Raw genomic sequence first — 24555 nt, 5'->3', positions numbered from 1 at the left:
CGAGTGGTGGGGCACAGACCTTTTGGTTACTTTTGGGGCGTTTGCCAAAAGTGACCCGCTGTAAGAGCGGAACCAATCTCAGCCATCACCCAAATAACGGATATACCCCCGAAAAAAACTGAACAAACCCCAAAGCGACGTGTCCCCGCTTCCCATGTCACTCCCCACCCCGCAAATCCCTTAATTTCTCCCCACTACCGGAAGCCCCTCCAGGCCCCCGGCTGCGTCGGCATTTATCACCGGGCACCCAGCACATACCGATCCAAACGGCAGCTGAAAACGGACTTTCTCCTAAACCGTGACTACCAGGCAGGTTACCCCCATGCAGTTCAGCGAATTATTGGCAGCGATTTCCACCCATGCGATCCGTCTGCAACTGGAAGAAGGCGACCTGATCATCCTCGGCGATGACGATGCACTGGACGACACCGTGTGGGATCAACTCATCGCCCACAAACCAAGGCTCCTCGAACTGGTCGCCGACCATGGTGGTGACTGGCTCAGCCCGGCCTATCGCATCACCCCGAGCATGCTGCCGCTGGTCAACCTCGACCAGCCCGCCATTGATCGCATCGTTGCGGCCATCCCCGGCGGGGCGGCGAATGTGCAGGACATCTACCCGCTGGCGCCGCTTCAGGAAGGCATGCTCTACCACCATCTGTCGGCAGAGCAGGGCGACCCCTACGTGCTGCACGCGCAGTTCGTGTTCGACAGCCGCGCGCGGCTTGAGTCGTTTGCCGAGGCGCTGCAATGGGTGATCGACCGCCACGACATCCTGCGCACCTCAATGGTTTGGGAGCGCCTCGACGAACCGCTGCAAGTGGTATGGCGCAAGGCAACCCTGGCTTGTGAAGAGGCGCATTTTGACGGCGGCGATGTACTCGCTCAATTGCTCTCCCGCTATGACGCACGCGCCTACCGCATGGACCTGGGCCAGGCGCCGCTGCTGCGCCTGGTGTTCGCCAATGACCCGGCCCAGGGGCGGGTGGTGGCGATGCTGCTGTTCCATCACACCATTCTCGACCACACCGCCCTTGATGTTGTGCGCCATGAAATTCAGCTGTACCTGGCCGGGCAGCAAGCTCAGGCCGGTGAGCCGGTCGCGTTTCGCCGTTACATTGCGCAGGTGCGCCACGGCGTCAGCGAGCAGGCGCATGAAACATTCTTTCGCAGCATGCTCGCAGACATTGATGAGCCGACACTGCCATTCGGCCTGCAGGACGTGCAGGGCGATGGCCAGGGCATTGACGAAGCGCGCATCCCCGTCGACGCCGCGCTGAGCCGTCGCCTGCGTAGCCTGGCGCGCCCGCTGGGCGTGAGCGTGGCGAGCATGATGCACCTGGGCCTGGCCCGTGTGTTGGGCGTGGTCTCTGGCCGCGACGCCGTGGTTTTCGGCACCGTGATGCTCGGCCGCATGGGCGCGGGCGAGGGCGGTGAGCGCGCGTTGGGCATGTTCATCAACACCTTGCCGCTGCGCGTGGACGTGGGCGAGCAGGGCGTGCGCGCCGGGGTCAAGGCCACCCATGAGCGCTTGACGGCCTTGCTCAATCACGAACATGCGTCCCTGGCGCTGGCCCAGCGTTGCAGCGGTGTGGCCGCGCCGACGCCGTTGTTCAGCGCGATGCTCAACTACCGCCACAGCGCCGCCACCGACATGGCCGCGGTGATCGACGTGGCCGAAGGCATCAGGGTGCTCGGCGCCGAGGAACGCACCAATTACCCGCTGACGGTCAATGTCGATGACCTCGGTGAAGACTTCGCGCTGACCGTGATGGTTGACGCCGCCATCGGCGCGCACCGGGTGGCGGGCTACCTGCACACCGCGCTGGAAAGCCTGGCCGATGCGCTGGAGCAGCGACCGGATATGCCGCTCAGCGGCCTGAATATATTGCCCGACGCCGAACGCCACACACTGCTGCACGGCCTGAACCAAACCCCCACGCACTACGCCGATACCGCGCTGATCCATCAGCAGGTCGAAACCCACGCCGCCGCCCACCCCGATACCATCGCCCTGCGCTTTAACGATCAGCGCCTGACCTACCGCCAACTCAACGAACGCGCCAACCAGGTCGCTCACCGCCTGCTCGCTCAAGGCGTGCGTCCCGATGACCGCGTGGCGATCTGCGTCGAGCGTGGCCCGGAAATGATCATTGGCTTGCTGGGCATTCTCAAAGCCGGCGCGGGTTACGTGCCCATCGACCCGGCGTATCCGCTGGAACGCATCGCTTACACCCTGGCCGACAGCGAGCCGCTCGCCGTGCTGGTGCAAGGCAACACTCGCCGCCTGGTGGGTGATCTGCCGCACATCGACCTGAACAGCCTGCGCCAGGAATCCATCGTCAACCCACGGCTGCACCTGAGTCCGGCGAATCTCGCCTACGTGATTTACACCTCCGGCTCCACCGGCTTGCCCAAAGGCGTGATGATCGAACACCGCCAGGTGGCGCGGCTGTTCACCGCTACCGAGCAGTGGTTCGGCTTTAACAACAACGACGTGTGGGCGCTGTTTCACTCCTTCGCCTTCGATTTCTCGGTGTGGGAAATCTGGGGCGCGCTGATGCACGGCGGCCAGTTGCTGATCGTGCCGCAACCCGTCAGCCGCTCGCCCGAGGCGTGTTACACGCTGCTGTGCGACGCCGGTGTGAGCATCCTCAACCAGACGCCAAGCGCATTCCGTCAGTTGATCGCCGCCCAGGCCCAGAGCCCGCAGGCGCACTCGTTGCGCCAGGTAATTTTCGGCGGCGAGGCGCTGGAGCCGGGCATGCTCAAGCCGTGGTACGCCCGCGCCATAAATGCCGGCACGCAGTTGGTGAACATGTACGGCATCACCGAAACCACCGTGCACGTGACCTATCGCGCGCTCGAAGCGGCGGATGCGCAGTTGGTGGGCGTGAGCCCGATTGGGGTGCGCATTCCCGACCTGCAACTGTATGTGCTGGATGCGCGCCGCGAGCCATTGCCCTTTGGCGTGGTGGGCGAGTTGTACGTGGGCGGCGCCGGTGTGGCGCGCGGTTACCTGAACCGGGACGCGCTGAACGCCGAACGCTTCCTGGCAGACCCGGCCACCGGTTTGCGCATGTACAAGACCGGCGACCTCGGCCGCCTGCTGGCCGATGGCAGCGTTGAATACCTGGGCCGCAACGACGACCAGGTGAAGATCCGTGGTTTCCGTATCGAACTCGGTGAAATCGAAGCGCGCCTGGCCACCGCCGATGGCGTGCGTGACGCGGTGGTGATTGCCCGTGAAGGCCAGCCCGGCGACAAACGCCTGGTGGCCTATGTGATTGCCGAACGCGAACTCAGCGCCGCCGAACTGCGCGATCACCTGCTGCTCAGCCTGGCCGATTACATGGTGCCCGCCGCCTTTGTGATGCTGGATAAATTGCCGCTGACCACCAACGGCAAACTCGATCGCAAGGCCTTGCCCGCGCCGGATGCAAATGCCTTGGTGCGCCGTGGCTACGAAGCTCCGCAAGGCGCGGTGGAAACCGCCATCGCCGGCCTCTGGCAAGACCTGCTCAAGCTCGACCGGGTGGGGCGCGACGACAACTTCTTCGAATTGGGCGGGCACTCGCTGCTGGCGGTGAAGTTGATCGAACGCATGCGCCAAGTGGACCTCAGCGCCGATGTGCGCGTGCTGTTCGGCCAGCCAACCCTGGCTGCACTGGCGGCGGCGGTGGGCGGGCAGCAAGAAGTGCAGGTGCCGGAAAACCTGATCAAACAAGACAGCCAGACCATCACCCCGGCCATGCTGCCGCTGATCGACCTGGACCAGGCGGCAATCGACCACATCCTGCACGCCGTGCCCGGCGGCATCGCCAATGTGCAAGATATTTACGGCCTCGCACCGTTGCAGGCCGGCATTCTTTATCACCACCTGGCCACGACCGAGGGCGACCCCTACGTGTTGCAGGTGCAGTTCAGCTTCGCCGATCAAGCGGCAGTGGACGCGTTTGTCCATGCGCTGCACAGCGTGATCGAGCGCAACGATATCCTGCGCACCGCCATCCTCTGGGAAGGCCTGGACGAGCCGGTGCAAGTGGTCCTGCGCCAGGCGCCGCTGGCCATTGAGCATATTGAAACCGCAGGCGTCGATGCCCTGGCGCACCTGCAACAGCGCTTCGACCCGCGTCACTATCGTCTCGACCTGTCCCGCGCTTCGCTGATGCGGTTGGCGTATGCCGAAGAGCAGGGCCGCTACGTTGGCATCCTACTGCTGCACCATATCCTGCTCGACCACACCGCCCTGCAAGTGCTGGTGGAAGAAATGAGCGCCAGCCTTTCCGGCACCAGCGCGCAGTTGCCTGACGCCGTGCAGTACCGCAATTACGTGGCCCAGGCGCGCCTCGGCGTCACCCAGGCGCAACACGAAGCGTTCTTCAGCGAGATGCTCGGCGATATCGACGAGCCGACCCTGGCTTTCGGCTTGCAGGACGTAAACGGTGACGGCAGCGGCATCGTTGAGGCTCACTTGCCCTTGGAACCGGCACTCAGCCACGGCCTGCGCGAACAGGCGCGCCAGCTCGGCGTGAGCACCGCCAGCCTGGTGCACCTGGCCTGGGCGCAGGTGTTGGGGCAGGTTTCAGGTCAGCAAGACGTGGTATTCGGCACCGTGTTGCTCGGCCGCATGCAGGGCGGTGAAGGCGCCGACCGCGCGCTGGGGATGTTCATCAACACCTTGCCGTTGCGGGTCAACGTGGGCGCCACCGGTGTGCAGGCCGGGGTGCGCGCCATCCATGCGCGCCTCGCGCAATTGCTCGGGCATGAACATGCCTCGCTGTCCCTTGCCCAGCGTTGCAGCGGCGTGCCGGCTTCGCTGCCGCTGTTCAGCACGCTGCTCAACTACCGTCACAGCGCGCCGGGTGAAGCGCCGGGAGACAGCCCGTTTGCCGCATCCGGCATCGAGATTCTCAGCTCCGAAGAGCGCAGCAACTACCCGCTGGTGCTCAACGTTGATGACCTCGGCACCGGCTTTTCGCTCACCGTACAAGGCGTGGCCGAGTTGAATGTGCAGCGCGTGGGCGACTACATGCTCACCGCGCTGCGCCATCTGGTCAGCGCGCTGCAACAGGCGCCGACCACGCCGTTGCAGGCCGTGTCGATCCTGCCGCCTGCCGAGCGTCACCTACTGCTGGTGGCGTTCAACGCCACCGGCCGTGAGTACCCGTCGCAGCTGGGCGTGCACCAACTGTTCGAAGCCCAGGCGCTGGCGCGTCCCGAAGCTGTGGCGGCGGTGCAAGGCCAGCTGTCGCTGAGCTACCGCGACCTCAACCGCCGCGCCAACCGCCTGGCCCATCACCTGATCAATCAGGGCGTGCAACCGGGCGAAAGCGTGGCCATTGCGCTGCCACGCTCCCTGGATTTGCTGGTGTGCCAACTGGCAATCCTCAAGTGCGCGGCGGTGTATGTGCCGCTGGACGTCAACGCCCCGGTCGAGCGCCAGGCCTTTATGGTGCAGGACAGCGGCGCGCATCGCGTGCTCAGCAGCCTGGCCGACCTGAACCTGGACGCGCTGTCGCCGCGCAACCCGGAGCTGGCGCAGTCTTCGGATGACGTCGCGTACATCATGTACACCTCCGGCTCCACCGGCGCACCGAAGGGCGTGCAAGTGCCGCACCGCGCAATCTCGCGGCTGGTGCTGAACAACGGTTATGCCGACTTCAACGAGCGCGACCGCGTGGCCTTTGCCTCCAACCCGGCCTTCGACGCCAGCACCCTCGACGTGTGGGCGCCGCTGCTCAATGGCGGTTGCGTGGTGGTGGTCGAGCACGCGGTGCTGCTGTCCCAGGCGGCGTTCGCCTCGCTGTTGCAGGAGCAGGCCGTCAGCGTGTTGTGGATGACCGCAGGCTTGTTCCATCAATACGCCGATGCCTTGCTGCCAGTGTTCCGCCAGCTGCGCTATTTGATTGTCGGCGGCGATGTCCTCGACCCGCTGGTGATCGGCCGCGTACTCAAACACGGCAAACCCCAACACCTGTTGAACGGCTATGGCCCGACCGAAGCCACGACGTTCTCGACCACGTTCGAGATCACCACGGCAGGCGAGGGCGCTATCCCGATTGGCCGACCCATCGCCAATGCCCAGGCCTACGTGCTCGACGCGCGCCAGCAGCCCGTGCCGCTGGGCGTGGTCGGCGAGCTGTACATCGGCGGCGCAGGCGTCGCCAAAGGTTATTTGAACCAGCCGCAGCTGACTGCCGAAAAATTCATCCCCAACCCCTTCGGCGACGGGCAGTTGTACCGCAGTGGCGACCTCGCCAGTTGGCAAGCCGACGGCACGCTGCTCTACCAGGGACGCAACGACCTGCAGGTGAAAATTCGCGGGTTCCGCATCGAACCCGGCGAAATCGAAACCTGCCTGGCGGCCTTCCCCGGCGTGAAAGACGCCGTGGTGCTGGCCCGCGAAGACGAGCCCGGCGACAAACGCCTGGTGGCCTACTACACCTCGCCCGCGCCGCTGGACATTGAAGCCCTGCGCGCCCATCTGCAAGGCCAGTTGCCGGACTACATGGTGCCGTCGGCCTATGTGTGGCTGGAACTGTTGCCGCTTACCGCCAATGGCAAGCTCGACCGCAAAGGCCTGCCGGTGCCGGACCAGAGCGCGCTGCTCAGCCGTGGCTACGAGGCCCCGGAAGGTGAGGTGGAAACCCTGCTGGCGCAGATCTGGCAGGACGTGCTCAAGCTCGAACGTGTTGGCCGGCATGATCATTTCTTCGAACTGGGCGGGCATTCGCTGTTGGCGGTCAGCCTGATTGAACGCATGCGCCAGGTCGGCCTGAGCGCTGACGTGCGCGTGCTGTTCAGCCAGCCAAGCCTGGCGGCGCTGGCAGCGGCGGTGGGCAGTGGCCGCGAAATCGTGGTGCCGGCCAATGGCATTCCGTCAGGGTGCACGCAGATTACTCCGTCGATGCTGACCCTGGTGCAGCTCGACCAAACGGCGATTGATCGCATCGTCGCCACTGTTCCCGGTGGCGCGGCCAATGTGCAGGATATTTACCCGCTGGCGCCGTTGCAGGAAGGCATTCTTTACCACCATATCAGTGCCGAACACGGCGACCCGTACCTGCTGCAATCGCGCATGGCGTTCGACAGCCTCGAACGCTTGCAGGCGTTCATGGGTGCGCTGCAACAAGTGGTGGCGCGCCATGACATCCTGCGTACCGGCGTGGTCTGGGAAGGCCTGGACAGCCCGGTGCAAGTGGTCTGGCGTGATGCGCAACTGGTGGTGCAGGAGGTCAATCTGGACCCGGCCGACGGCGGCATCATCGAACAACTGCATGCGCGTTTCGACGCTCGTCACTATCGCCTGGACATCACCCAGGCGCCGCTGCTGCGCATGGTGTACGCCCACGATCCGGCGAATAACCGAGTGGCTGCCATCCTGCTGTTTCATCACCTGGCGCTGGACCATACCGCCATGGAAGTGGTCGGCCAGGAAATGCGCGCGTTTATGTTCAACCGCGCCGATGCGCTGCCGGAGGCGGCGCCGTTTCGCACCTACGTGGCCCAGGCGCGCCTGGGTGTGAGCGTGGCGGAGCATGAGCAGTTCTTCCGCGAGATGCTGGCCGAGGTCGATGAACCCACGTTGCCGTTCGGCATTCAGGACGTGCAGGGCGATGGCCGCGATATCGAAGAAGCCGAGTTGCACCTCGACGCGGCATTGGCGATGCGCGTGCGTGAACAGGCGCGTGCCTTGGGCGTCAGCGCGGCCAGCCTGATGCATGTGGCGTGGGCGCAAGTGCTGGGGCTGGTGTCGGGGCTCGACGATGTAGTGTTCGGCACCGTATTGATGGGCCGCATGCAGGCCGGCGACGGCGCCGACCGCGCACTGGGCATGTTCATCAATACCTTGCCCTTGCGCGTGAATGTGGCGGCGAGCGCCGGGGTCGCCGTCAAGGCAACCCATGCGCGCTTGAGCGCCTTGCTCGGCCACGAACACGCGTCCCTGGCGTTGGCCCAGCGCTGCAGCGGCGTGGCCACCTCGGTGCCGCTGTTCAGCGCCTTGCTCAATTACCGCCACAGCAGCCCCGGCGAAATGGCCCGCGATGGCCATGGCATCTGGGAAGGTGTGCAATTGCTTGGCGGTGAAGAACGCAGCAACTACCCGCTGACCCTCAGCGTCGACGACTTGGGTACAGCGTTTGGCCTGACCATGCTGGCGCTGCCGCAGATCGGCGCCCGGCGTCTGTGCGGGTACATGCACAGCGCCATCGAACAGCTGATCGGCACGTTGGACAGTGCAGAGAAAACCGCGCTGAACACCCTGCACATTCTGCCCGCCGCCGAACGCGACATGCTGCTGCGTGACTTCAACGCGACCGCCGCCGATTTCCCTAAGGGCCACACCGTGCACGGTGCCTTTGAGGCTCAGGCCGAGCGCCAGCCGCAGGCGATTGCCGTGACGCAAGACGGCGAGTCGCTGACCTATCAGCAACTCAATCAACGCGCCAATCAGCTGGCCCATCACCTGCTGGAACACGGCGTGCAGCCAGACGACCGAGTCGCCCTGTGCTGCCGTCGCGGCCCGCACATGCTGGTGGGCTTGCTGGGTATTCTCAAGGCCGGCGCCGGTTACGTGCCGATCGACCCGGCGTATCCCGCCGAGCGTATCGCCTACCTGTTGCAGGACAGCGCGCCGGTGGCCGTGGTGGCCGAGGCCAGCACCCGCGACCTGTTGGGCGACGTGGCGAGCATCGACCTGTTCGACCCGAACTTGCAGCACCACGCCAGCAGCAACCCGCACCTCGCCAACCTGACCCCGGCGCACCTGGCCTACGTGATCTACACCTCCGGTTCCACCGGCCAGCCCAAAGGCGTGATGGTAGAACACCGCACCGTGGAAAACCTGGTGCACTGGCACTGCGAAGCGTTCGGGCTGGACGCGCGCAGCCACACCAGCAGCGTCGCGGGCTTTGGTTTTGATGCCATGGCCTGGGAGGTCTGGCCGGCGCTGTGTGTCGGCGCAACCCTGCATCTGCCGCCTGCCGAGGTGGGCAATGAAAACATTGATGAACTGCTCGCCTGGTGGCTGGCGCAACCGCTGGACGTCAGCTTCCTGCCGACCCCGGTGGCCGAGTACGCCTTCAGCCAGAACCTGGCCCACCCCGGCTTGCGCATCCTGCTGATCGGCGGCGATCGCCTGCGCCAGTTCAGCCAGGAGCGGCGCTTTGCGGTGATCAACAACTACGGCCCCACCGAAGCCACCGTGGTCGCCACGTCCGGCCGCGTGCGCGCCGGGCAGGCGTTGCATATCGGTCGCCCGGTGGCGAACGCCAGCGTCTACGTGCTCGATGAGCAATTACGCCCGGTGCCGGTCGGCGTAGCGGGCGAATTGTTTGTGGGCGGCAGCGGCGTGGCGAGGGGTTACCTGAACCGTCCTGAAATGACCGCCGAGCGCTTCCTGCAAGACCCGTTCAACCCGGGCCGCATGTACCGCACCGGTGACCTGGTGCGCTGGTTGCCCGACGGCACAATCGACTATCTGGGCCGCAACGATGATCAGGTCAAGGTGCGCGGTGTGCGCGTTGAACTGGGCGAAATCGAAAGCCGGCTGGCCGCGCTCGAAGGCGTCCGGGAAGCCGTGGTGTTGGTGCGCGAGGGCCGCTTGATCGCCTGGTTCACCGAGCATTACCCGCTGGCGATTGAAACCCTGCGCGCCCAATTGCAGGCGCAACTGCCCGACGCATTGGTGCCGGCGGCCTATGTAAAACTTGCCGCGTTGCCCCTGACGGCCAACGGCAAGCTGGACCGCAAGGCCTTGCCCGACCCCGATCAAAGCGCATTGCTGACCCGCGACTATGAAGCACCGCAAGGCGAGGTCGAAACCACGTTGGCCGGCATCTGGGCCGAGGTGTTGCAGGTGGAGAAGGTCGGTCGCCACGACCACTTCTTCGAACTCGGCGGCCACTCGCTGCTGGCGGTGAGCCTGATCGAACGCATGCGCCAGGTCGGCCTCAGCGCCGATGTGCGCGTGTTGTTCAGCCAGCCAACCCTCGTTGCACTTGCGGCGGCCGTGGGCAGCGGCCGTGAAGTGACGGTGCCGGCCAACCGTATCCCACGGGACTGTACGCGGATCACGCCCGACTTGTTGCCGCTGGTTGATCTCGACCAATCGACGATTGATCAAGTGGTTGCCGGCGTCCCCGGCGGCGCCGCCAATGTGCAGGATATTTACCCGCTGGCGCCGTTGCAGGAAGGCATTCTTTACCACTACATCACCGCCGAGCAGGGCGACCCGTACTTGCTGCAATCGCACCTGGCGTTTGACAGCCTCGAGCGCGTGAACGCCTTCGCCCGGGCGCTGCAACAGGTGATCAACCGCCACGACATTCTGCGCACCGGCATCGTCTGGGAAGGCTTGGTACAACCGCTGCAAGTAGTGTGGCGCAAGGCTGAACTGAGCGTGCAGGCCCTGCAGTTGCAAGGCGACGTACTCGCGGCGCTGCATGAGCGTTTTGATGCGCGGCGCTATCGCCTGGATATCGGCACGGCCCCGCTGATTCGCTTGATGTACGCCAATGACCCGGCCAATTCGCGGGTGGTGGTGGTGTTGCTCTATCACCATATCGTGCTCGACCATACCGCATTCGACGTGGTGTTGCGCGAAATGCAGGGCCATTTGCTCGGCCACGCGGCACCCACCGCAGCCCCGATGCCGTACCGCAATTACGTGGCCCAGGCGCGCCTGGGTGTGAGTGAAACAGAGCATGAGGCGTTCTTTCGCGACATGCTCGGCGATGTGGATGAGCCGACCTTGCCGTTCGGCCTTCAGGATGTGCGCGGTGACGGCAGCGCCATTGGCGAACACACCGTGCATCTTGGCGGCGACCTCAACCGCCGTCTGCGGGCCCAGGCCCGACTGCTGGGCGTGAGCACTGCGAGCCTGTTTCACCTGGCCTGGGGCCAAGTGCTGGCAGCGACGTCGGGTCGGCACAGCGTGGTGTTTGGCACGGTGTTGGTGGGTCGCCTGCAAGGCGGCGAGGGCGCTGATCGCGCGCTTGGGGTGTTTATCAATACCTTGCCGCTGCGTCTGGATATCGATGCACAGGGTGTGCGTGCGGCTGTACGTGCCACGCACGCCAGGCTCACCGCGTTGCTCGGGCATGAACACGCCTCCCTGGCGTTGGCTCAGCGCTGCAGCGGGGTGACGGCGCCAGCGCCACTGTTCAGTTCGATGCTCAACTATCGCCATCGCGGCGCAGCCACCCGTTCCGCCGACGCGGAGCAGGCATGGGAAGGCATGCAGACGCTGGTCAATGACGGGCGCACCAACTACCCGCTGACCTTGAACGTTGACGATCTGGGTGACGGTTATGACCTCACCGCACTGGCGCAAGTCGATGCGCAACGCGTGTGTGGTTACATGCAAACTGCGTTGTCCGGTTTGGTCGAAGCGCTGGAACAGGCGCCGGATCAGGCACTGAATCGCCTGGCGATTCTGGGCGCTGAGGAACGACACAAACTGTTGGTCGAATTCAACGCCACCGAGGTGAATTACAACCTCGACCAGACCCTGCACGGCATGTTCGAGGCCCAGGTTGAACGCACACCGCAGGCGGTAGCGGTCAAAGCTGGCGATCAACAGCTGACCTATAGCGAACTCAACGCACGCGCCAACCGTCTCGCTCACCATTTGCGTGAGCGTGGTGTACAACCGGATGCCCGCGTGGGGATCTGCGTCGAGCGCGGCCTGGACATGGTGGTCGGCCTGTTCGCCATCCTCAAGGCCGGTGGCAGTTATGTACCGCTGGACCCGGCCTACCCGCAGGACCGCATCGCCTACATGCTGCAAGACAGTGCGCCGGTGGTGGTGCTGGCCCAGGGCGCGACCCGTGCATTGCTGGGCGATGTGCCGGTGATCGACCTCGACCACAGCACCTGGCAGCACCAGCCCGCGGGCAACTTGCAGGTCGCGGGGCTCACGCCTCAGCATCAGGCCTACGTGATCTACACCTCCGGCTCCACCGGCCAGCCCAAAGGCGTCATCAACGAACACGCCGGTGTGGTCAACCGCCTGCTGTGGATGCAGGACGCCTACGGCCTAAACGCCGATGACGCGGTGCTGCAGAAAACCCCGTTCAGCTTCGACGTGTCGGTGTGGGAGTTCTTCTGGCCTCTGTTCACTGGCGCACGCCTGGTGATGGCGCGCCCGGGCGGTCACAAAGACCCGGCGTACCTGTGCCGGATCATCGAAGCCGAACAGATCACCACGCTGCACTTCGTGCCGTCGATGCTCGACGTATTCCTTGCCCATGGTGATGTGAGCCAGGCAGCCGGCCTGGTGCGCGTGATGTGCAGCGGTGAAGCCTTGCCGGGCAGCCTGGTGCGGCGCTTCAAACAGCAATTGCCGCAGATCGGCCTGTACAACCTGTACGGCCCCACCGAAGCGGCGGTGGACGTGACCGCGTGGAATTGCGCACGCCCCGAGGTGCCGGACAACACGCCGATCGGCAAGCCCATCGCCAACACCCGCATGTACCTGCTCGACGCGCAGTTGCAGCCGCTGCCGCTGGGGGTGGTCGGCGAGCTGTTTATCGGCGGCGTGCAAGTGGCGCGGGGTTACCTCAACCGGCCTGATTTGACCGCCGAGCGTTTCCTCCAGGACCCGTTCACCTGCGGCCGGATGTATCGCACCGGTGACGTGGGGCGTTACTTGCCCGACGGCAATATCGAGTACCTGGGCCGCAACGATGACCAGGTAAAAATCCGTGGCCTGCGCATCGAACTGGGAGAGATCCAGGCACGTTTGCTCGAGCATCCTCACGTCAACGAAGCGGCCGTTATCGCCCGTGAAGAGCGGCTGGTCGCCTACTACACCGGTGTGCAAACCGACGTCGAACGCCTGCGCACCCAGTTGTTGCAGCACTTGCCGGATTTCATGGTGCCCGCGCTGTTCGTGCACCTCGATGCACTGCCGCTGAGCCCCAACGGCAAGCTCGACCGCAAGGCCTTGCCGGCACCGGGCGCTGAAGCGCTGATCGTGCGTGAGTACGCGGCGCCCGAAGGCAACACCGAAATCCTCCTCGCCCAGCTGTGGGCCGAGTTGCTCAAGGTGGAGCGAGTAGGGCGGCATGACAATTTCTTTGAACTGGGTGGGCATTCGCTGCTCGCCGTGAGCTTGATCGGGCGCTTGCGCCAGGAAGGCATGGAAGCCGACGTGCGGGCGCTGTTCGAACAGCCGACCCTGGCCGGCTACGCCGCCATAACCGAACGAATGGAGATCGTCCTGTGAGCATCCTCGAACTGCTGGCGACGCTGAAAACCAAGGACGTGCAGCTTGCGCTCAAGGGCGAACAGCTGTCGGTGCAAGGCAACAAACACGCCTTGAGCGACCCCGCGATTCTCGCGGCGTTGCGTGAGCACAAACCGGCGTTGATCGAGCTGATCAAGGCCGGCGAATATTCGGCCACCAAGGCGGGCGAAGTCGAGGTGCCAGCCAATGGCATCCCGCTCGGCGCAGAGCGCATCACCCCGGCGATGTTGACCCTGTCGAGCCTGAGCCAGGACGAGATCGACCGGATCGTCGCCACCGTCGACGGCGGCGTGGCAAACATTCAGGACATCTACCCGCTGGCGCCGTTGCAGGAAGGCATTCTGTTTCACCACGTCAGTGCCGAGCAGGGTGATCCGTATGTGATGCAGTCGCAGTTTGCCTTCGACAGCCTGGAGCGCTTCGACGCGTTTGCCCAGGCGTTGCAAACCGTGATGGACCGCCACGACATCCTGCGTACCGGGGTGGTTTGGGACGGTTTGCAGGAACCGTCGCAAGTGGTGTGGCGCCAGGCGCGGTTGCCGGTGCAAACCCTCGAACTGGACCCGGCAGACGGCGATATCGCCGCGCAACTGCACGCGCTGTTCGACGCCCGTCACTATCGGCTCGACGTGACCCAGGCGCCGCTGTTGCGCCTGGTGCATGCGCAGGACTCGGCTCATCAACGCATCGTTGCCACGTTGCTGTTCCACCACATGGCGCTGGACCACAGCGCCCTGGAAGTGGTGTGCCATGAAATGCAGGCCTGCCTGTTGGGCCAGGGCACGGCGTTGGGCCAGGCGGTACCGTTTCGCAACTATGTGGCGCAGGCGCGGCTGGGCATCAGCGAGAAAGAGCATGAAAGTTTTTTCCGCCAGATGCTCGGCGATATCAGCGAGCCAACTTTGCCGTTTGGTTTGCAGGATGTTCAGGGCGATGCACGCGGCATTGCCGAAGTCAGCCTGCCGCTGGCAGCGCAACTGGGCCAGCGCCTGCGCGCCCAGGCGCGGCAATTGGGCGTGAGCACCGCGAGCCTGTTTCATCTGGGCTGGGCGCAGGTATTGGGCGTGTTGGCCGGCAAACAGCAAGTGGTATTCGGCACGGTATTGATGGGCCGCATGCAAGGCCGTCATGACACGGACCGCGCGCTGGGTATCTTCATTAACACGCTGCCGTTTCGTGTGGACGTGGACGGCCAGGACGTGCGCGCCGGGGTCAAGGCCACGCATGCGCGGCTGACCACTTTGCTGCGCCATGAACATGCGTCGCTGGCCCTGGCTCAGCGTTGCAGCGGCGTTGTGGCACCGACGCCGCTGTTCAGCGCCTTGCTCAATTACCGCCACAGCGCACCCGCCGCGAGTGCCGAGACCGTATCGGCCTGGCACGGCATCACGGCGCTCAGCGCCGAAGAACGCACCAATTACCCGTTGACCTTGAGTGTCGATGACCTGGGTGAAGGCTTTGGTTTGAGCCTGCTGGCAAGCACCCAGGTAGACCCGCAACGGGTTTGCGCCTACCTGCAAACCGCACTGGAAAACCTGGTGAGTGCCCTGGAACAGGCGCCCGACACCCCGCTCAAACAGGTGCCGGTGCTGCCTGCCGCCGAGCGCGCTTTGCTGTTGGAACAGTTCAATGCGACCCAGGCGGATTTCCCCCAGGGCACCACGCTGCACGGTCGCGTCGAGGCCCAGGCCGCGCTGACCCCCAGCGCCATCGCCGCCGTCTACCATGGCCGTCAACTGACCTACGCCGAACTGAACGCGCAAGCCAACCTGTTGGCCCATCACCTGTTGGCGCTGGGGGTCAAACCCGACGACCGCGTGGCCATCGTTGCCCGCCGTGGCCTGGATACCCTCGCCGGGTTGCTGGCGATCCTCAAGGCCGGCGCCTGTTACGTGCCCGTGGACCCTTCGCACCCGGCCGAGCGTTTGAACTACTTGCTGACCGACAGCGCGCCGGTGGCCGTGCTGACGCAACAGGTGTTGCATGACCGCTTGCCGGCGCTTGAGGTGCCGGTGATTCACCTCGATCGTTACACCTGGCAGCACCATTCGGCGAGCAACCCCAAGGTGGCGCTCACGCCGTCAAACCTCGCCTATGTGATCTACACCTCTGGCTCCACGGGCTTGCCCAAAGGCGTGATGGTGGAACACCACACCGTGGCCAACCTGGTGGATTGGCACTGCAACGCCTTTGACCTGCGCGCCGGGCGCCACACTGCCAGCGTCGCCGGCTTTGGGTTTGATGCGATGGCCTGGGAAGTCTGGCCGGCGCTGTGCGTCGGCGCGACCTTGCACCTGCCGCCCGCCAGTGATGGCGCCGAAGACATCGACGCGCTGCTCGCCTGGTGGTGCGCGCAGCCGCTGGACGTGTGCTTCCTGCCCACGCCGGTGGCCGAGTACGCGTTCAGCCAACAGATCGAACACCCGACGCTGCGCACCTTGCTGATCGGCGGCGATCGCCTGCGTCAGTTCTCGCGAGCCCAGCGTTTTGAGCTGATCAACAACTACGGCCCCACTGAAGCCACAGTGGTCGCCACCTCCGGCAAGGTCGAGGTGGGCCAGCCGTTGCATATCGGTAAACCCGTCGCCAACGCCACGGTGTACCTGCTGGATGAAGCGCAGCAGCCGGTGCCGCTGGGCGTGGCGGGCGAGTTGTATGTGGGCGGCAAAGGCGTGGCGCGTGGTTACCTGAACCGCCCGGAACTGACGGCCGAACGCTTCCTGCAAGACCCGTTCAACGGCGGGCGCATGTACCGCACCGGCGACCTGGCGCGCTGGCTGCCGAACGGCACGCTTGAATATTTGGGGCGTAACGATGACCAGGTGAAGGTCCGTGGCGTGCGCATCGAGCTGGGCGAGATCGAAACTCAACTCAACGCATTGCCCGGGATTCAGGAAACCGTGGTACTGGTCCGCGAAGACCGGCTGGTGGCGTATTTCACTGAAAACCCCCAGCTGGATCCTTTGGCCGTGGGCGATATTCGCGCCCATCTGGTGGCGCACTTGCCGGATTACATGGTGCCGGTGGCCTACGTAAAACTCGACGCCTTGCCGCTGACTGCCAACGGCAAACTCGACCGCAAGGCGTTGCCCGCGCCGGACAGGGCTGCCGTGTTTACCCGCGAGTACCAAGCGCCACAGGGCGAAATCGAAAGCGTGTTGGCGCATATCTGGGGTGACGTGCTGCAGGTTGAACGCGTGGGGCGCCAGGATCATTTCTTTGAACTGGGCGGCCATTCATTGCTGGCAATGCGCATGGTTTCGCAGGTTCGTCAGCGCCTGGGCGTGGAGCTGTCGCTCGGCGATTTGTTCGCCAATGCCGAACTGGCGGCGGTGGCCGACGTGCTCGCCCAGGCCGGGCGCAGCACCTTGCCGAATATCCTCCCGGCCAATCGTGATGAGCCCATCCCGTTGTCGTTTGCCCAGCAGCGCCTGTGGTTTTTGGCGCTGATGGAAGGCGCCAACACGGCCTACAACATTCCGATTGGCTTGCGCTTGCGTGGGCAGTTGCACGTGGACGCCTTGCAGCGCGCGCTGGCGCGAATCGTCGCGCGGCATGAAACCCTGCGCAGCCGTTTCGCCCAGCAAGGCGACGAAGCCCAAGTGCTGATCATGCCCGCCGAAGACGTGTTGCCCCTGCAAGTGCAGGACCTGCGTCGCCACCCCCAACCCCAGCAGGCGCTGGATGCGTTGATCCACGGCGAGGCGTCGGCGCCTTTCGACCTGGAGCGTGGCCCGTTGCTGCGTGGCCGCTTGGTGGTGATGGCCGACGATCACCATGTGCTGCTGCTGACCCTGCACCATATTGTCTCTGACGGTTGGTCGATGGGCGTGCTGACGCGCGAGCTGATGGCGCTGTATCGGGCGTTCAGCCATGGCCAGCCTGACCCGTTGCCAGCGTTGCCGATCCAGTACGGCGACTTTGCCGTGTGGCAGCGCCTGTGGTTGAGCGGTGAGGTGTTGCAGCGCCAAAGCAGCTTTTGGCAGCAGGCCCTGGCCGGTGCGCCGGCCTTGCTCACCTTGCCCACCGACCGCCCGCGCCCGGCGCAGCAGGACTACGCCGGCAGCAGCGTCGAGGTACGCCTGGACGAACGCCTCACTGCCGGGCTCAAGGCGTTGAGCCAACGCCATGGCACCACGCTGTACATGACCCTGATGACCGCCTGGGCCTCACTGCTGGCGCGGCTTTCCGGGCAGCAGGACCTGGTGATCGGCTCGCCGGTGGCTAACCGCACGCGGGGCGAGGTAGAAGGGCTGATCGGCTTGTTCGTGAACACCTTGGCGGTGCGCATCGACACCTCGGGCGAGCTGAGCACCGAGGCGTTGCTGGCTCGGGTCAAGGCCCTGACGCTGGCGGCCCAGGCCCATCAGGACCTGCCGTTCGAACAGGTGGTGGAAATCACCCGGCCCGTGCGCAGCCTGGCCCACAGCCCGGTGTTCCAGACCCTCTTGACCTGGCAGGACAGCAGCGCGCCGACGTTGGCGTTGGGCGACCTGGCGCTGGAAGGCATTGTGGAGAACAGCCACTTTGCCAAGTTCGACCTGTCGCTGGATCTGGGCGAAGTGCAGGGCAGCATTCTCGGTGCGCTGGAATATGCCGTGGCGCTGTTCGATGAGTCGACGGTGCAGCGTTATGTCGGCTACTTCATCCGCGTGTTGCAGGCCATGGTCGAAAACGATCAGGCAATCCTTGCGTACGCGCCGCTGATGGATGAGCGCGAGCGTCAGCATCTGCTGGTCGACTTCAACGCCACGCAGGTGGAGTACAACCTCGACCAGACCCTGCACGGGATGTTCGAAGACCAGGTGCTGCGCACGCCGCATGCCGTTGCGGTGAAGGCGGGCGAGCGGCAACTGACCTACGCCGAGCTGAATGCGCGCGCCAACAGGCTCGCCCATCACCTGCTGGAACTGGGTGTGCAGCCCGATTCCCGCGTGGCCATTTGTGTGGAACGTGGCCTGGAAATGGTCATCGGCCTGTACGCGATCCTCAAGGCGGGCGCCGCCTATGTACCGCTGGACCCGGCGTACCCGCTGGAACGCATCGCCTACATGTTGCAAGACAGCGCGCCGCGCGTGGTGCTGACCCAGGGCGCCACCAGCGGGTTGCTCGGCGCGGTGCCGGTGGTCGATCTGGACCTGCCGACCTGGCAGCACTTGCCCGCCGAAAACCCTGACGTAGCCGGCGTCAGTGCTTACGTGATCTACACCTCCGGTTCCACCGGCCAGCCCAAAGGTGTGATCAACGACCATGCCGGCGTGGTCAACCGCCTGCTGTGGATGCAAGACGAATATGGCCTCACGACCAAAGACACCGTGCTGCAGAAAACCCCGTTCAGTTTCGACGTGTCGGTGTGGGAGTTCTTCTGGCCGCTGTTTACCGGTGCGCGCCTGGTGATGGCGCAGCCTGGCGGGCATAAAGACCCGGCGTACCTGTGCGATGTGATCGAGGCAGAAGCGGTGACCACCTTGCACTTTGTGCCCTCGATGCTGGACGTATTCCTTGCCCACGGCGATGTGAGCCAGGCAGCCGGGCTGGTGCGTGTGATGTGCAGCGGTGAAGCCCTGCCGGGCAGCCTGGTACGGCACTTCAAGCGGCAATTGCCGGGCAGCGAGTTGCATAACCTGTATGGCCCGACCGAAGCCGCCGTGGATGTGACGGCGTGGAACTGCGCAGGCGCGGTGACGCCGGACAACACGCCAATCGGCAAACCCATCGCGAATACGCGCATGTACCTGCTGGATGCGCAGTTGCAGCCGGTGCCGCTGGGCGTGGTCGGCGAGCTGTTTATCGGTGGCGTGCAAGTGGCGCGGGGGTACCTGAACCGCCCTGAACTAAATGCCGAACGCTTCCTCAACGACCCTTTCACTGACGGTCGCCTGTACCGCACGGGTGATGTTGGCCGGTATTTACCGGACGGGAATATTGAATACCTGGGGCGCAATGACGATCAGGTGAAAATCCGGGGCTTGCGCATTGAGCTGGGCGAGATTCAGGCGCGACTGACCGAGTACCCGCAGGTCAATGAGTCGGCGGTGATTGCCCGCGATAACCGGTTGTTGGCCTATTACACCGGCGCTGTGATCGAGATCGACTCACTGCGCGCGCACCTGTTGCAGCATCTGCCTGAGTTCATGGTGCCGGCGATTTTCGTCCACCTCGACGCGCTGCCCCTGAGCCCCAACGGCAAGCTTGACCGCAAGGCGCTGCCCGAACCGGACCTTGATTCAGTGGTGGTACGCGAGTACGAAGCGCCGCAGGGCGACACGGAAATCGCCCTGGCCAGCCTCTGGGCCGAGCTGCTCACTGTGGAACGCGTGGGCCGTCACGACAATTTCTTCGAACTCGGCGGCCACTCGTTGCTGGCGGTGAGCCTGATGGGGCGCATGCGCCGTCTCGGGTTGTCGGCGGACGTGAAGGCGCTGTTTGGCCAGCCGACCCTGGCCGGCCTGGCGGCGGCGCTGGGCAGTGGTCGAGAAGTAGCGGTGCCGGCCAATGGCATTGCCGCCGATTGCACGCACATTACCCCGGACATGTTGCCGCTGATCCAGCTGGACCCGTCGGCCATCGCGCGTATCGTCGACAGCATCCCCGGCGGCGCGGCGAATGTGCAGGACATTTACCCACTGGCGCCGTTGCAGGCCGGCATGCTGTATCAGCATCGCGCGGTGCAGGGTGCTGATGCGTATGTGCTGCAGGCGCAGTTCGCCTTCGACAGCCCGCTGCGTTTGGATGCCTTTGCACACGCATTGCAGGCGGTGATTCAGCGGCACGATATTTTGCGTTCGTCGTTTCATTGGGACGGCCTCGAAGAGCCGGTACAAGTGGTGTGGCGTGAAGCCTCGTTGAGCGTCGAAACCGGGCCGGTGCCGCAACGCCTGGACGTCGGCCAGGCCCCGCTGATGCGCTTGATTCATACCCAGGAACCGCAGCGCGTGGTTGCTACCTTGCTGTTTCACCATTTGGTCATGGACCACATCGCTTTGGAAATTCTGCAGCACGAGTTGCAGGCCTACCTGTTGGACAGCGAGGACACCCTGGGCGCGGCGGTGCCGTATCGCAACTATGTAGCCCAGACCCGCGTGGGCGTTGACGATCACGAGGCGTTTTTCCGCGAGATGCTCGGTGAAATCGATGAACCGACCGAAGTTGAAAATCTGGGCGCGGATGAAACCGCGCAACTGACGATTGACCTGTCGTTAAGCCAGCGCCTGCGCACCCAGGCGCGCCAGTCGGGCGTGAGTGCGGCGAGCCTGATGCACTTGGCCTGGGCTCATGTGCTGGGCAAGGTCAGCGGTCGTGAGTGCGTGGTGTTCGGCACCGTGATGCTCGGTCGCCTGCAAGGCGGCGAGGGAGCTGAACGGGCGATGGGGGTGTTCATCAACACCTTGCCGCTGCGCGTCGACCTGGGTGAGCTCTCGGTGCGCACCGCGCTGCGTGCCACCCATGCGCGCCTGACCCGGTTGCTCAGCCATGAACATGCACCGTTGGCCCTGGCTCAGCGATGCAGCGCTGTTCCGCCAGCAACGCCGTTGTTCAGCGTGCTGTTCAACTATCGCCACAGTGCGCCGCAGGCCGGTGGTGTGGCCGAGGCGTGGCACGGCATTCAGTTGCTCAAGGCCGAGGAACAGACCAATTACGCGCTGTCGTTGAGTGTGGATGACCTGGGTGAAGGCTTCAGCCTCAAGGCCCGTGGGCCGGGCGCCCGGCGTGTGTGCGATTACGTGAACCGTACGCTGGAACAACTGGTGGAGGCGCTGGAGTACAACACCGATATCGCCATCAGCCGCTTGCCGATTTTGCCCGACGCCGAGCTTCAGCAACTGGCGGCGTTCAACGCCACCACCCGCGAGTTCCCGCGCGAACACACGGTGCAAAGGCTGTTCGAAGCCCAGGCCCAGGCGCGTCCTGACGCGCTGGCTGCGTTGCACGGTGAGGCTGCTTTGAGCTACGGCGAATTGAACACCCGCGCCAACCGCCTGGCCCATCATATGTTGGGCGCTGGCGTGCAGCCGGGCGACAACGTGGCGATCCTGCTGCCGCGCTCCCTCGATTTACTGATCAGCCAACTGGCCGTGCTCAAATGCGCCGGCGCTTATGTGCCGCTGGACATCAACGCGCCGGCCGAGCGCCAGGGCTTTATGCTGCAAGACAGCGGCACGGCGTGGCTGTTGACCCGCAGTGATGCGGCTGTCGACTTCCCGGTTTCGCGCCTGGACCTGGACACGTTGGCCCTCGACCCGCAACCGAGCCACAACCCGGACCTGTCGCAGTCTTCGGAGGGCGTGGCGTACATCATGTACACCTCCGGCTCCACTGGCACGCCGAAAGGTGTGTTGGTGCCCCATCGCGGCATCACGCGGCTGGTGCTCAACAATGGCTATGCCGACTTCACTGCCAGCGACCGCGTGGCGTTCGCCTCCAACCCGGCGTTCGACGCCAGCACCATGGACGTCTGGGGCGCGTTGCTCAATGGCGGGCAAGTGCAGGTCGTCGACCACGCCACCTTGCTCGACCCGGCCGCCTTTGGCGACGCCTTGCAGGGCGCGACCGTGCTGTTCGTGACCACGGCGTTGTTCAACCAGTACGTGCAGATGATTCCTGAAGCGCTGGCCGGCTTGCGCATCCTGCTGTGTGGCGGTGAACGTGCCGACCCGGCGGCCTTCCGCAGCCTGTTGGCGCGGGCGCCGGGCTTGCGCCTGGTGCATTGCTATGGGCCGACGGAAACCACCACCTACGCCACCACGTATGAAGTGCACGCGATTGGCGATAGCGCCGAGAGCGTGCCCATCGGTCGGCCGATTTCCAACACGCAGGTCCATGTGCTGGATGCGCAGTTGCTGCCGGTGCCGCTGGGTGTGAGCGGTGAAATCTGCATCGGCGGGGACGGCGTGGCCAAAGGTTATTTGAATCGGCCTGAGCTGACCGCCGAGAAGTTTGTGGCAGACCCGTTCAACGAGGGGCATTTGCTGTACCGCACCGGTGACCTGGGGCGCTGGACGGCCGACGGCCTGCTGGAATGCATCGGGCGTAACGACGATCAGGTGAAGATTCGCGGTTTCCGCATTGAGCTGGGTGAGATCGAAGCGCGCCTCGGGACTCTCGCCGAGATCCAGGACGTGGTGGTGCTGGCGCGTGAGGATGCACCGGGCGACAAGCGCTTGGTGGCTTACTTCACCTGGGCGAGCGAGCCCGTCGACATCGACAGCGTGCGTGCCCATCTGCAAGGCCAACTGCCGGACTACATGGTGCCGTCGGCCTATGTGCCGCTGGCGCAGCTGCCATTGACGGCCAATGGCAAGGTCGACCGCAAAGCCTTGCCGGCGCCTGCGCTGGAGGCCTTGCACAGCCGTGGCTTTGAAGCGCCGACGGATGCCCTGGAACACACCCTGGCGCAGCTGTGGGCTGAGGTACTGAAGCTTGACCAAGTGGGGCGCCATGACAGTTTCTTCGAACTGGGCGGGCATTCGTTGCTGGCGATTCGGCTGGTTAACCTGATGGAGGAGGCCGGGTTGCAGGTGTCTTTGGCCGAGCTGTTCCAGCATGCCAGTGTGGCCTCTGTGGCGACGATGGTGCGTCAGCGCACCGCTGCGCCGGAACGCGACAGCACGGTGATCACCGTGCGCAGCAATGGCTCGCAGCCGCCGTTGTTTCTGGTTCACGAGTTCAGTGGCATGGACGTGTACTTCCCGGCGCTGGGCCAACACCTGCCGGGTGACTATCCCATTTATGGCCTGCCGGGCATGGCGCTCGGTGAGGCGCACCTGAACACCATGGAAGGCCTGGCAACGCGATTGGTCGGCCTGATTCGCGGCATTCAGCCCCACGGGCCTTACCGTATCGCGGGCTGGTCGTTTGGCGGCGTGCTGGCCTATGAAGTCGCGCTGCAACTGTTGGGGCTGGATGAACCCGTGGAATTTCTGGGCTTGATCGACAGCTACGTGCCGCGCATGACCGACCAGGGCAAGGCGCGCTGGACCGGGCCGGATGCACTTAAACGACACCTGCTGTTGCAGTGTTCGGCGTATTGGAAAGCACAGGGAGGTGAGGATGAGCTGGCAAACCTTGCAGGGCTGGAGGCGAGCGTTGGACAGCTGGACATTGCGGGCCTGCTGCAACGCTGTCGCGATGAAGGTTTGCTATACGCGCAAATGGCGGCGGCGACGGACGCGGACCTCTTGAGTTTTATCGCGCGTGAAGTGGGGCATGGGCATGCGCTGGCGCATTACAGCCTGTTCCCGCTGCCGATTCCGCTGCAGTTGTTCAGTGCCCAGGAGCGCCCCACCGAGTTGTCGCGGCGCAGTGAATCCCTGGGCTGGGGCGACGTTGTGGCGGCCGGGCAATTACACCAGGTGCCGGTGCCGGGGGATCACCAGAGCATGATGCAGGCGCCGCATATTCAGGCCCTGGGCCGTGCGATGACTGAGGCCCTGGCGGGCGCTGTGCCCGTGACGCAGGCCGCGCATCAACCCTTGCTGCGCATTCAAAGTGGCCGGGCCGGGTATGCGCCGGTGTTCTGTGTGCCGGGGGCGGGCGACAGCGTGACCGGGTTTGTGGGCTTGAGCGAGGCGCTTGGGCGCGACTGGCCGCTGTTTGGTTTGCAGCCGCGTGGGTTGGACGGTGAGGCGGTGCCCCATAGCCAGGTTGAGGCGGCGGCGCGGTGTTATCTGGCGGCGCTGACGCAAGAGTGCCCGCAGGGGCCGGTGCATTTGGTCGGGCATTCGTTTGGCGGCTGGGTGGCGCTGGAGATGGCGCTGCGGTTGCAGGCGGCTGGGCGTCAGGTGGCGTCGTTGACGGTGATCGACAGTGAAGCGCCTGGGTGTGTGCGGCCGCCTTATACGACAACGGCGGCGTTGATGCGGTTGATCGAGTCGATGCAGTTGTCGGCTGGCAAGTCGTTGGGGATTGATTTGGTGGCGTTTGCTGAGTGGGATGAGGCGGCGCAGCGCCAGGCCTTGCATGCCGGGATGGTGGGGGTGGGGTTGTTGCCGGTGCGGGCTTCGGCGGACGCGATGGCGGGGCCGGCGCGCACGTATGCGGCGGCGTTGCGCACCGAGTATCGACCGGCCCGGCGGTTTGAGGGGGGGGTGCGGTTGGTGTTGGCGCAGGACCCTGCGCTGGATGCGGCGGGGAATCAGCGGGAGCAGGGGTTAATGGTTGAAGGGTGGGGGAGGCAGGGGCGTTCTTTGGAGGTTTGGTATGGGGGCGGGAATCATTTTACGTTGCTGAAGACGCCGAATGTGTTTGGGCTGGCTCGGTGGTGGTTGGAGGGGGTTGGGGTTAAGGAGGTGGTTTCGTGA

General features: G+C 64.6%; 2 protein-coding genes. Both read left to right on the top strand.

The annotated features are described in order from the left end of the window. Positions 1-322 precede the first annotated feature (322 nt). Positions 323-13234, top strand: coding sequence for an amino acid adenylation domain-containing protein (locus Q7C20_RS25135; protein WP_375070963.1), 12912 nt, complete (start codon positions 323-325; stop codon positions 13232-13234). After that, positions 13231-24555, top strand: a complete 11325-nt coding sequence (locus tag Q7C20_RS25130) for an amino acid adenylation domain-containing protein (protein ID WP_375070962.1) — start codon at positions 13231-13233, stop codon at positions 24553-24555. Before Q7C20_RS25135 ends, Q7C20_RS25130 begins: the two co-directional genes overlap by 4 nt.

This window comes from Pseudomonas sp. AMR01, assembly GCF_041946035.1.
GTDB classification, from domain to species: Bacteria; Pseudomonadota; Gammaproteobacteria; order Pseudomonadales; family Pseudomonadaceae; genus Aquipseudomonas; species Aquipseudomonas antarctica_B.
The sequence above is the reverse complement of the archived record's forward strand: the minus strand, read 5'-3'. Positions and strand labels throughout refer to the sequence as shown.

What these genes read in the sequence shown, in the direction of transcription:
- Q7C20_RS25135 (WP_375070963.1), top strand. Translation starts at nt 323, where the DNA reads ATGCAGTTCAGCGAATTATTGGCAGCGATTTCCACCCATGCGATCCGT.